The sequence below is a fragment of the Glycomyces tritici genome (assembly GCF_030403505.1).
Window position 1 is genome coordinate 720,220 of the sequence record NZ_JAUEMJ010000002.1, and the last position, 12,124, is coordinate 732,343.

Here is a 12,124-nt window from a genome sequence, read left to right on the forward strand (position 1 = left end):
ACGCGCCAACGGCGGGGTCCGCTGCACCTGTGCAGACCGGGCCCCGCCGTGGATGCGTTGCGCTAGTTAACCTTGCGGACCGCGCCGTCGCTGGCCGGGGTGGCCATCGCGGCGTACGCCTGGAGCGCGCGGGAGACCACGCGGTCGCGGTCCACCGGCGTGTAGGGCTGGTCGCGCTTCTCCTGGGCCACGCGGCGTTCGGCGATCACCGCGTCATCGACCTTGAGTTCCAGCCTGCGGGCCGGGATGTCGATCTCGATGATGTCGCCGTCCTCCACGAGAGCGATCAGGCCCTCGCCGGCGGCCTCGGGGCTCACGTGCCCGATCGAGAGGCCGGAGGTGCCGCCCGAGAAGCGGCCGTCGGTGATGAGCGCGCACTTGCGGCCCAGGCCGCGGCCCTTCAGGAACGAGGTCGGGTACAGCATCTCCTGCATGCCGGGGCCGCCCTTGGGGCCCTCGTAGCGGATGACGACGACCTCGCCCTCCTTCACGGACTTGTCGAGGATGCCCTGCACCGCGTCGTCCTGCGACTCGAAGACGTGGGCCGGACCCGTGAAGGTCCAGTTCTCCTCGGGCACACCCGCGACCTTGACGACGGAGCCGTCCACCGCGAGGTTGCCGAACAGCACGGCCAGGCCGCCGTCCTTGGTGTAGGCGTGCTCGACGGAGCGGATGCAGCCGTCCTCGGCATCCGTGTCCAGGGTCTTCCAGCGGTTCGAGGTCGAGAACGCCTGCGTGGTGCGCACGTTGCCGGGCGCGGCGTGGTAGAGCTCGATCGCTTCGGGCGCAGGCGATTCGGCGCGGATGTCCCACTTGCCGAGCCATTCGGCCATCGTCGGCGAGTGGATGGTGCGGACGCCGTCGTTGAGCAGCCCGCCGCGGTACAGCTCGCCGAGGATCGCGGGGATGCCGCCGGCGCGGTGCACGTCCTCCATGTGGTACTTCGGCGAGTTCGGCGCGACCTTCGACAGGCAGGGGACGCGGCGCGAGATCGCGTCGATGTCCGACACGTTGAAGTCCAGCTCGGCCTCGCGGGCCGCGGCCAGGAGGTGCAGGATCGTGTTCGTGGAGCCGCCCATGGCGACGTCGAGCGCCATCGCGTTCTCGAAGGCCTCGCGGGTGGCGATGCTGCGCGGCAGGGCTGACTCGTCGTCCTGCTCGTAGTAGCGGCGGGCCAGGTCCATGACCGTGCGCCCGGCCTCCTCGAACAGGGCCCGGCGGGCCGTGTGCGTGGCGAGGGTCGAGCCGTTGCCCGGCAGGGACAGGCCCATGGCCTCGGTGAGGCAGTTCATCGAGTTCGCGGTGAACATGCCCGAACAGGAACCGCAGGTCGGGCAGGCGTCGAGCTCCATCTGGCGCAGCTGCGCGTCGGAGACGTCGTCGTTCGCGGCCGCGACCATCGGGTCGACGAGGTCGAGCTTCTGGACGACGATGCCGTCCTTGTCGACGGTCTTGCCGGCTTCCATCGGGCCGCCCGAGACGAAGACGACCGGGATGTTCAGGCGCAGCGCGGCCATGAGCATGCCGGGGGTGATCTTGTCGCAGTTGGAGATGCACACGAGCGCGTCGGCGCAGTGCGCGTTGACCATGTACTCGACGGAGTCGGCGATGATCTCGCGGCTGGGCAGCGAGTAGAGCATGCCCCCGTGGCCCATGGCGATGCCGTCGTCGACGGCGATCGTGTGGAACTCCTTGGAGACGCCCCCGGCCTCGGCGATGGCCTCGGCGACGATGTCGCCCATGTTCTTGAGGTGCACGTGCCCGGGGACGAACTGCGTGTACGAGTTGGCGATGGCCACGATCGGCTTGCCGAAGTCGGAGTCGGTCATGCCCGTTGCGCGCCAGAGCGCGCGGGCGCCCGCCATCTGGCGGCCGTGTGTGGAAGTGCGTGAACGTAGCGCTGGCATGGATCAAGTCTGCCACGTCCTAAATAACGGGACGATGCGCCCGGACCTTAGGACCGCCTAAGGTTTGAGCAGGTGGCGGCGGGTCAGAAGGAGCGGATGACTGAACCGACGATCAGGTTCGCAGGGCAGGGCCCGTGGCGGCGGGAGTCGTCCCTCACCTCCGGGTTGTCGCTGAGGAGGAAGTAGTGGCCCGGCGGGACGGGCTCGCCGGAGTCGGGCATGGGCTCGCCGGGGCCGGCCGTGACGCGCTTCACCCACCAGGGTGACGGTGCAGATCCACGGCTCGCGAACTTCACCGAGGGGGCCCGCTTCGCCTCGGCCCAGCCCAGCCGCGGGTCGGGGGCGGTGACCACCACGATGTCGCCGACGGCGATGTTGCGCGTGCGCTTGGCGAGCACTTCGTCGCCGTCGTGCAGCGCCGGCTCCATCGAGACGCCCTTGATCTCGACCAGCACCCAGCGGCGGCGCAGCTGCCGCACCGACTCGGCCGTAAGGAGGGCGGCGACGATCAGCCCCAGGGCGAAGAACCAGTTAGAAGAGGTCATCGATCCCGCCGTCCTCGGCCTCCTCGGGCCGCTTCTTGCGGAAGCGCTCGAACATCGAGAACGAGGTCAGACCCAAGGCGGCCATCACGACGAGCACGCCGTAGACCAGGGCGAGGACCACCGCGACGACCACGACGAAGTTGATCGTCACCCATGCGGCGCCGAAGCCGTCGAGCTTGTCCGCATTCGAGGGATCCATCGGGGCCCCTACGGGAGGTCGTTGATGATGTCGGTGATGCTGCGGCGCCGGCCCGTGAAGAACGGGGTCTCCTCGCGCACATGGCGCCGCGCGCCGGAGGCCCGCAGCTCGCGCATGAGGTCCACGATCCGGTGCAGCTCGTCCGCCTCGAACGCGAGGATCCACTCGTAGTCGCCGAGCGAGAAGGCCGGGACGGTGTTCGCCCGCACGTCCGGGTAGTCGCGGGCCATCTGGCCGTGCTCGCGCAGCAGGTCGCGGCGCTCCTCGTCGGGGAGGAGGTACCACTCGTAGGACCGCACGAACGGGTAGACGGACACGTAGCCCTTCGGGTCCTCGGTGAGGAACGCCGGGAGGTGGCTCCGGTTGAACTCGGCGGGCCGGTGCAGGGCCATGTTCGACCACACGGGCGCCATGTGGCGGCCGAGGGCGGAGCGGCGGAAGTCCGCGTAGGCCTTCTGGAGCTGGTCGCTCGACTCGGCGTGCCACCAGACCATGAGGTCGGCGTCGGCGCGCATCCCGGCGAGGTCGTAGGTGCCGCGAACGGTGACGCCGTGGTCGCCGCAGTGCTTCGCGAAGAACGACTCGGTGTCGCTGGCGAGGTCCTGCCGGATCGAGGGCATGGGCTCCTCGACGCGGAACACCGACCACAGCGTGTACCGGACGGTCTCGTTCAGCTCCTTGATGCGCTGCGCGTTCGGGTTGTTCCCGTGGCGTTCAGTCACGTTGCGGCCCTTCTTGTTCGAGTCGAAGTGTGCACTCAGGCGCCTGGCACTCGCCGCCCGTCAGCGGTCGGCGGTCTGCACCGAGGCTGCGATCGTATCGGCCGCGCGCTGACCCGAGGCGATGCACGCCGCGATACCGACGCCGTCGACCGCCGCACCGGCGATCGCGATGCCCCGGTGCGCGCCGAGGGCGTCGCGGGCGGCGCTGATGCGGGCGTCGTGGCCGGGCGTGTACTGCGGGAGCGCGCCGCCCCAGCGGTCGACGCGCTGCTCGACCGGGTCGGGCAGGCGCATGCCGAGGTGCTCGCCGAGTTCGCGCAGGGCGGTCTTGGCGAGGGTGGCGTCGTCGTACTGGAGCAGGGCCTCCTCGCCGAAGCGGCCCATGGAGACGCGCACGATCTGGCGCCGGCGCCCCAGGTGCGGCCACTTCTTGCTGGCGAAGGTCGCGGCCTTGACGGTCTTGCCTTCGGATGCGGGCGTGAGGAACCCGGAGCGCTCAGGCAGGTCGACCTTGTCGAACGCGAAGGCGGCCAAGGCGACCGAGGCGTAGGCGACGCCCGAGAGGGCGGCGGCGGCCTGCGGTTCGACGGCGCGCAGGAGCACGGCGGCGGGGGACGCGGGGACGGCGAGGATCACGGCGTCCACCTTGATCCTGATCGGGTCGGGCACCGGCCCGGCGATCACCTCCCAGCCGTAGGGGGTCTGGCGCAGTTCGCGCACGGTCATGCCGAGGCGGACCTCGGCGCGGGCCGTTGCGGAGGTGGCGGTGACGAGCCGCTCGAGGCCGCCGTCGATGGTGGCGAACACGGGCCTGCGGGGCCCGTCGCTCGGCGGCCGCTTGATCTCGTTCACCGCGTCCGTAAGGCGCGCATGGTGTTCGAGGGCGGCGGCGAGCTGCGGCATGACCGCGCGCACGGAGAGCCGGTCGACGTCGCCGGCGTAGACGCCGCCGAGCATCGGGGCCACGAGCCGGTCCAGGACCTCGTCGCCGAGGCGCGAGCGGACCAGCTCGCCGACGGACATGTCCGTGCCGGGCTCCAGGATCGGCAGGCCGTTGTCCGGGCGCTCCTTGGCGTTGGCGACGGCCGCGACGTCGGCGGGGTCGCCGGGGATGCCCATCATGTGCCCGGCCGGGAAGTCGAGCAGTTCGCCCCCGAGGCTCAGCGCGGGCTTGGCGTCCGAGGGGTACACGATCGCGTCGCCCAGGCCCACGGCCTCGGCGAGCCCGATCGCCTCGGGCCGGGCGGCCAGGAGCGACTCGGCGCCGGTCTCGACCGGGCGTCCGGCGAAGTCGACGGTGTGGATCTTGCCGCCCAGGCGCATCGCCTGCTCGGCCACGATGATCTCGGCGTCCGGGCCGAGGGTCGTGCGCAGGCGGTGCGCGGCGGCGAGGCCGGTGATGCCGCCGCCCACGATGAGGACCCGCGTCCGCCCCGGGGCGCCGGGGTCGTAGGAGACGCTGCCGCGGGCAGGGGTCATCGGGCTCATCGCGCGGTGGCCTCGTGCACGCGATCCACCACGAGCTTGAGCTTCGCGGGGTCGGTGTCGGGGAGGACCCCGTGGCCGAGGTTGAAGATGTGCCCCTTGGCGCCCTTGGCGGCTTCGAGGACCGCGTCGGTCTCGGCCAGCAGGGCGGCGTCGTCGGCGAAGACCACGGCCGGGTCGAGGTTCCCTTGGAGGACCTTGTCCGGCAGTCGCTTCGCGGCCTGGTCGAGCGGGATGCGGAAGTCGATGCCGCTGACTTCCGCGCCGGTCTCGGTCATCGCTTCGAGCAGGTGCCCGGTGCCGACGCCGAAGTGGATGCGCGGCACCGACTGCGCGACGCCCGCGAGCGCGGCGGTGGAGTGCGGGAGCACGAAGCGGCGGTAGTCCGCCTCGGAGAGGGCCCCGGCCCAGGAGTCGAAGAGCTGCACGGCCTTGGCGCCGGCCTCGACCTGGATGCGCAGGAACTCGCCGCAGATCGCGGCGAGGCGGGAGGCGATGCCGTGCCAGACCTCCGGGCGGGACTTCATGAGCGCCTTGGTCTTCGCGTGGTCGCGGCTGGGGCCGCCCTCGATGAGGTAGGACGCGAGGGTGAAGGGGGCGCCGGCGAAGCCGATGAGCGGCGTGTCGCCCAGCTCCTTGCCGAGCAGGCCGATCGCCTCGGTGATGTAGGTGACGTCGCACGGGTCGAGGTTGCGCAGGCGCTTGACGTCGGCCTCGGTGCGGAACGGCTCGGCGACGACGGGGCCGGTGCCGGGGACGATCTGGACGTCGACCCCGATGGCGGCGATCGGCACGACGATGTCGGAGAAGAAGATCGCGGCGTCCACGCCGTAGCGGCGCACGGGCTGCATGGTGATCTCGGCGACGAGCTCGGGGGTGCTGCACGCTTCGAGCATCGTGGTGCCGGCGCGGGCCTTCTTGTACTCGGGAAGCGAGCGCCCGGCTTGGCGCATGAACCAGACCGGGGTGTGGCTCGGTGCTTCGCCGCGGCAGGCCGCGAGGAACGGGGACGCTGAAGGAACCGCTGCTGCATTGGACACGGCGCAATCCTTTCACGGCGGTCGCACCGCCGCCCGCAGCGGCGAGTGCGATGTGGCCCGCAACGGAGGGGACGCGGCGGTGCCGCTGCGATGTGCCCCGCACCCGCGGAGGGGATGTGGCGGGCGACCCCCCACACCGCCGTCCATCATGGAGGGCAAATAGGGTGATTGGCCCACTATCGGGTGGAAATCGGTCTCCAGCGCGGCGGGGCAGTAGCGCGCGCAGGTTACCTGGCCGTACGGTGAACGGGTGACCGATCCCCAGCCCGAGCCCGAAGCCGAACTCCTCACCGAGCCGCGTGAAGGCATGCCGCCGCTCATCCAGACCTCCGCCGAACTGGCCGAGGCCGCCGAACGCCTCGAGGCCGGGTCCGGTCCCATCGCCATCGACACCGAGCGCGCCTCCGGCTTCCGCTACTCGGGTCGCGCCTACCTCATCCAGCTGCGCCGCGCCGGCGCCGGATCGGTCCTGGTCGACCCCATCCCGATCGAGGACCTCTCGCCGCTGCGCCGCGCCCTCACCGGCCCCGAGTGGATCCTGCACGCCGCCAGCCAGGACCTGCCGTGCCTGGAGGAGCTCGAGCTGCGGCCCGCGAAGCTGTTCGACACCGAGCTGGCCGCGCGCCTGTGCAACTTCGAGAAGGTCGGGCTCGCCTCGATCACGGAGCAGCTGCTCGGCTACCGCCTGGAGAAGCAGCACTCGGCGGCCGACTGGTCCTCGCGCCCGCTCCCCCACGACTGGCTCGTCTACGCCGCGCTCGACGTGGAGCTGCTCACCGACCTGCGCGACAAGCTCGCCGCAGAGCTGGTCGAGCAGGGCAAGTCCGCCTGGGCCGAGGCCGAGTTCGAGCACGTGCGCCTCGCCGGCCCGCCCAAGCCCCGCAAGGAGCCGTGGCGGCGCACCAGCGGCATCCACAAGGTGCGCGGCGCCAAGGCCCTCGGCCGCGTGCGCGCGGTGTGGGAGGCCCGGGACAACCTGGCCCGCAAGCTCGACCGCGCCCCCGGGAAGGTCCTGCCGGACGCGGCGATCGTCGAAGCGGCGACCGCCGACCCGACCGACTTCGCCGAACTGATGGGCCTGCCGGGCTTCCGCCGGCGCGGCGGCCGCACCAACGCGCGCCTGTGGCTCGCGGCCCTGGCGGACGCGCGCACCGTCCCGAACGACGAGCTGCCGTCCACGACCCCGCCGCAGGACGGCCCGCCCGCGACGCACCGCTGGGCCGACCGCGACCCGGTCGCGGCCGAGCGCCTCGCCGCCGCCCGCGAGGTGGTGGCCGAGACCGCCGAGAAGCACAACCTCCCCGCCGAGAACCTCATCGCGCCCGCGCTCGTGCGCGGCCTGGCCTGGGAGCCCCCGAAGAAGGTCACCGAGCAGCACATCCGCACGGTGCTCGCCGAGAACGGCGCCCGGGAGTGGCAGATCGAGCTCCTCGCCGAAGGCCTCGCGGCCGCCCTCAACGCCTGACGGCCGCTGCCGCCGACCCGCTTCGCGCGGGCCGCTCGGTGTGCCCGCCGCCTGCGTTCATGCACCGTTCGTCCCTTCCTCCGGACTAGGCTGGGTGGGGCCGTGACTTCGAACTTACTTGCGGGTAACATTCGTTGTGACGTTGCGCTCTCTGGCGCCGCTGCATACCCAAAGGAGGGGCTGGCGTGAACGACACCATCCGCGATGTCGTCTTCGTCGACGGGGTTCGAACCCCGTTCGGCAAGGCGGGGAAACTCTTCGAAGAGACCCGCGCTGACGACATGATCATCCGCTGCATCAGGTCGCTGCTGCGCCGCAATCCGGGGCTGCCGCCTGAGCGAGTAGACGAAGTGGCCCTCGCGGCCACCACGCAGATCGGCGACCAGGGCCTCACGCTCGGCCGCACCGCCGCGCTCCTGGCCGGGCTGCCCAAATCGGTGCCCGGCTACTCGATCGACCGCATGTGCGCGGGCGCGATGACCGCGGTGACCAGCGTGTCCTCCGCGATCGCCGCCCGCCAGTACGACATCGCCATCGCCGGCGGCGTCGAGTCGATGTCCAACCACCCCATGGGCGAAGGCGTGGACCCCAACCCGCGCATCATCGCCGAGAAGCTGGTCGACCCCGAGGCGCTCAACATGGGCAACACGGCCGAGAACCTGCACGACCTCTACCCGCACATCACCAAGGAGCGGGCCGACGCCTACGCCGTGGGCACGCAGCAGCGCTATGCCGCCGCCATGGAGCGGCTGAGCGCGGACGTCACCACGATGGCCGCGCGCTCGGTCGACGAGGGCTGGACCGTCGCGACGGCCGACGAGCTGCCGCGACCCGGCACCACGCTGGAAGGGCTCGCGACCCTGCGGACCCCGTTCCGCCCGCACGGCCGCGTCACCGCCGGCACCTCCGCGCCGCTCACGGACGGCGCCACCGCGTGTCTCCTGGCCGACGCCGAGACCGCCGCCGAACTGGGCCTGCCCGTGGCCATGAAGATGGTCGGGTACGCCTTCGCCGGCGTCGACCCCGAGACCATGGGCTCGGGCCCGATCCCGGCCACCGAGAAGGCCCTCGCCCGCGCCGGCCTGTCCATCGAGGACATCGGCCTGTTCGAGATCAACGAGGCCTTCGCCGTCCAGGTCCTCGCGTTCCTGGACCACTTCAAGATCGCCGACGACGACCCGCGCGTCAACCCGTGGGGCGGCGCCATCGCCATGGGCCACCCGCTGGCCTCCTCCGGCGTGCGCCTCATGACGCAGCTCGCCCGCGAGTTCGCCGTGCACCCCGAGGTGCGCTACGGCATCACCACCATGTGCGTCGGCCTCGGCCAAGGCGGCACGGTCATCTGGGAGAACCCGAACTTCAAGGGGGCCAAGTAATGTACGCAACGCCGCTCGACCTTCCCGATTTCGAGGAAGAGGTCGTCACCGAGGCCCACGTCCGGTACCTGGAACCGCGCGGACTCGGCGGCAAGGCCGCGATCATCACGCTCGACAACGGCTACGACCACACCAAGCCCAGCTCCTTCGGGCCCGGCGGGCTCAAGAACCTGTGGTACGCACTGGACGAGGTCGAGGCCGCCGAGGACGTCAAGCTCGTCGCCGTCACCGGGAAGCCGTTCATCTTCCTGGCCGGAGCCGACATCAAGCTCATGCCGAGCCTCGAGTCCCGCGAGCAGGGGCTGATGCTGGCCCAGGCCGGGCACGCGCTCTACAAGCGGCTCAAGGACTCCGCGGTCCCCACGTTCGCGTTCATCAACGGCGTCGCCCTCGGCGGCGGCTTCGAGCTGGCCCTGCACTGCCACTACCGCACCGTGAGCACCACCGCGAACGGCCTCGGCCTGCCCGAGGTCTCGATCGGGCTCATCCCCGGCTGGGGCGGCTCGCAGATCCTGCCGAACCTCATCGGGATCGAGAAGGCCGCGCAGGTCATCGTCGGGAACCCGCTGAACCAGAACAAGATGCTGCGCGGCACGGACCTGGTGCCGCTGGGCATCGCCGACGCGCAGTTCGAGGGCGCGGACTTCCTGGAGGAGTCGCTCGAGTGGGCCGTCAAGGTCGTCTCGGGCGAGACCACTGTGGAGCGTCCCGAGGTCGACCGGTCCGTGTGGCCGGCGGTCATGGCGGGGGCGCGGCAGCTCGTGGACGAGAAGGTCCACAACGCTTCCGCCGCGGCCGTGCGCGCGCTGGACCTGCTGGAGCTGGCGCAGACCGCCACCTTCGAAGAGGGCTCCATCGCCGAGGACGAGGCGCTGGCCGACCTTGAGGCCGCACCGCAGTTCCAGTCGAGCATCTACGCGTTCAACCTGGTCCGGGCCCTGGGCAAGCGCCCCGAGGGCGCGCCGAGCCCGGGTCTGGCGAAGGAGATCGGCAAGGTCGGCGTGGTCGGGGCCGGGCTCATGGCCGGTCAGATCGCCCTGATGTTCGCGCGGCGCCTCGAAGTGCCCGTCGTGATGACGGACCTCGACGAGGAGCGGGCCCGGAAGGGCCTGGAGTACGTGCGGGCCGAGATCGACAAGCTCGAGGCGAAGGGCCGCACGTCCAAGCTCAAGGCCGCGAAGCTGCGCGCGCTCGTGTCGGCCAGCGCGGACAAGTCCGTGTACGCCGACTGCGACCTGGTGATCGAGGCGGTCTTCGAGGAGCTGGGCGTCAAGCAGGCGGTGTTCGCCGAGATCGAGCCGATCATCGGCGACGAGTGCCTGCTGGTCACGAACACGTCGGGGCTCTCGGTCACGGCGATGGGCTCGAAGCTGGCGCGCCCGGAGCGCCTGGTCGGCATGCACTTCTTCAACCCGGTGGCGGTGATGCCGCTGGTGGAGGTCATCGCGACCGACAAGACCGACGACGAGACGCTGGCGACGGCGTACGCGGTGGCGAAGAAGCTGAAGAAGACCGCGGTGGGCTCGGCCGACCGGCCGGCGTTCATCGTGAACCGCCTGCTGGGCCGGATGCTCGCGGAGGTCACGGGCGCGGTGGACGCGGGCACCCCGATCGAGGTCGCCGATGTGGCGCTCGACGAGCTGGGGCTGCCGATGCGGCCGTTCGCGCTGCTGGAGCTCGTGGGCCTGCGGGTGGCCTGGCACCTGTGCCAGCACCTGAACGAGGACCTGGGGCCGCGGTTCCCGGCGTCGCAGAACCTGCGGCGCATGGCCGAGGCCGACTTCCCGGTGTTCGACGCCTCGGCGAAGGGCAAGGGCCGGCTCACGGCGGAGGCGAAGGGCCTGATCGAGCTGGGCGGCGAGGCGTCTTCGGCCGAGGAGGTCAAGGAGCGCGTGCTCAAGGGCCTGGCCGAGGAGGTGCGGTTCATGCTCGACGAGGGCGTGGTGCCGTCGCCGAAGCAGGTGGACCTGGCGATGATCATGGGCGCGGGCTTCCCGTTCTGGCTGGGCGGGCTGACGCCGTACCTGGACCGCGAGGGGATTTCGACCGCCGTGTCCGGGTCCCCGTTCGCGGCAAAAGCTTAGGTGGCCGCGGTCACGTTATCTTTGCGACGAGCCCCGTCTCAACCGTTCGGTTGAGGCGGGGCTCGTACCGTGTCCGGAGGGGGTGCATGGGCACCCCGGATGTGCTCGTACACATGTGGTGATAGGGCCGATACCGGGCATTTGCCGTGACCGCAACTTACTGGCCAGTAATCCCGCGCCTCCTTTGGAAAACGCCGAGCCAAGCGACTTTGGCCTGGTTGTTATCGCTCCTACGGTTGCCCGGTGCAGTTTGCCAAGATCATGGAAGGCGTGACCGGCTCGGTCCGGAGCGCCGCCGCCGGGATCTCCCAGCGGTCGAGGAACCTCTTCTCCAACAGCGAGGGCGAGCACCACAAGGTCCGCCGCCTCGCCGTCGTCGGCATCGCAGCCGCCGTCTTCACCGGCTCCGGCGCCACCGCCGCGTGGGCCATCAGCAACACCGAGGAGCCCGTCGCCCCGGCCGCCGCCGAGGCGCCCGCGGAGTCCACCGAAGCCCCCGCCACCACTGAGGCTCCGGCGACCACCGAAGCCCCCGCCCCGACCGAAGCGGCGACCGAAGAGGCCGCCGCCGAGGAGCCCGCCCCGGCGCCCGAGCCGGTGAAGGAGCCCACCGGGCCCGTCGACATCGACGTCAGCGACCTCGACGACGAGCAGGAGGCCAACGCGGTCACCATCATCGAGACCGGCAAGGAGATGGGCTTCGACGAGCAGGGCTGGGCCGTCGCCCTCGCCACCGCGATGCAGGAGGCGAAGCTCTACAACGCCGCCTCCGAGGCCGTCCCGGAGAGCTTCGAGTACACCGACTCCGACGTCACCTACTCCGACCACGACTCGGTCGGCATCTTCCAGCAGCGCACCTCGATGGGCTGGGGCTCGGTCGAAGAGCTCATGGACGTCTCGACCTCCGCGAGCAAGTTCTACGGCACCCTCGAGGACGTCGACGGCTGGCAGGACATGTCGATCGCCTCGGCCGCGCAGGCCGTGCAGGTCTCGGCCTTCCCGGACTACTACGCCCAGTGGGAGGGCCTCGCCCGGGACATCATCGACGCCTACAACGCCAATTGATGGCTCGCAAGCGTCGCCAAGACTGCGAGAGCTAAAGCTTTTTCCTCCTCCCGATGGAACGGGGCCCCGCTGCTGCGAGCGGGGTCCCGTTCCTCTTTTCGCCCTCTTGACCGTTTAGAGGAATCCACGAAATATCGGGCCCTGTACGCATGCGGGTCATTCGGTTCTTGTGCGAGCCCCACAAAGCGTGTCCGTTTTGACCGTTTCACGGTTTGACAGCGCTTCGACACTGAGCG

The 12,124-nt window shown here is 70.8% G+C and carries 10 protein-coding genes; 4 read left to right on the forward strand and 6 right to left on the reverse strand.

All coding sequences use genetic code 11. From position 1 onward, the window contains the following. Nucleotides 1-62: 62 nt before the first annotated feature. The 6 genes from ilvD to hemE form a co-directional block, all read right to left on the reverse strand. Entirely contained in the window at nt 63-1,907 is a 1,845-nt protein-coding gene (ilvD, locus tag QWI33_RS08565; RefSeq protein ID WP_289956788.1) for a dihydroxy-acid dehydratase, read from the reverse strand. 83 nt (nt 1,908-1,990) lie between these two features. Beyond that, nucleotides 1,991-2,452: a S26 family signal peptidase gene (locus QWI33_RS08570; protein WP_289956790.1), complete on the reverse strand. Its 462-nt coding sequence runs from the start codon at nt 2,450-2,452 to the stop codon at nt 1,991-1,993. Beyond that, on the reverse strand, nt 2,439-2,651 hold the full coding sequence (locus QWI33_RS08575; protein ID WP_289956792.1) for a hypothetical protein: 213 nt from the start codon (nt 2,649-2,651) through the stop codon (nt 2,439-2,441). The genes QWI33_RS08570 and QWI33_RS08575 overlap by 14 nt, the downstream gene beginning before the upstream one ends. A gap of 8 nt (nt 2,652-2,659) precedes the next feature. Next, entirely contained in the window at nt 2,660-3,373 is a 714-nt protein-coding gene (hemQ, locus tag QWI33_RS08580) for a hydrogen peroxide-dependent heme synthase (protein WP_289956794.1), read from the reverse strand. A gap of 60 nt (nt 3,374-3,433) precedes the next feature. Further along, nucleotides 3,434-4,852: a protoporphyrinogen oxidase gene (gene hemG, locus QWI33_RS08585; RefSeq protein ID WP_289956796.1), complete on the reverse strand. Its 1,419-nt coding sequence runs from the start codon at nt 4,850-4,852 to the stop codon at nt 3,434-3,436. A gap of 5 nt (nt 4,853-4,857) precedes the next feature. Beyond that, nucleotides 4,858-5,898, reverse strand: a complete 1,041-nt coding sequence (hemE, locus tag QWI33_RS08590) for a uroporphyrinogen decarboxylase (protein ID WP_289956797.1) — start codon at nt 5,896-5,898, stop codon at nt 4,858-4,860. A 250-nt stretch (nt 5,899-6,148) separates the two neighbouring features. Here hemE and QWI33_RS08595 point away from each other — a divergent pair, with 250 nt between their 5' ends. The 4 genes from QWI33_RS08595 to QWI33_RS08610 all read left to right on the forward strand — a co-directional run bounded on the left by QWI33_RS08595 (nt 6,149) and on the right by QWI33_RS08610 (nt 11,888). After that, nucleotides 6,149-7,363, forward strand: coding sequence for a ribonuclease D (locus tag QWI33_RS08595; RefSeq protein ID WP_289956799.1), 1,215 nt, complete (start codon nt 6,149-6,151; stop codon nt 7,361-7,363). 185 nt (nt 7,364-7,548) lie between these two features. Then, nucleotides 7,549-8,739: a thiolase family protein gene (locus tag QWI33_RS08600; RefSeq protein WP_289956801.1), complete on the forward strand. Its 1,191-nt coding sequence runs from the start codon at nt 7,549-7,551 to the stop codon at nt 8,737-8,739. Beyond that, a complete protein-coding gene (locus QWI33_RS08605; protein ID WP_289956803.1) occupies nt 8,739-10,823 on the forward strand; it encodes a 3-hydroxyacyl-CoA dehydrogenase NAD-binding domain-containing protein in 2,085 nt (694 codons plus the stop codon). Before QWI33_RS08600 ends, QWI33_RS08605 begins: the two co-directional genes overlap by 1 nt. Nucleotides 10,824-11,066: 243 nt before the next feature. Further along, nucleotides 11,067-11,888, forward strand: coding sequence for a hypothetical protein (locus QWI33_RS08610; protein ID WP_289956805.1), 822 nt, complete (start codon nt 11,067-11,069; stop codon nt 11,886-11,888). Nucleotides 11,889-12,124 lie beyond the last annotated feature (236 nt).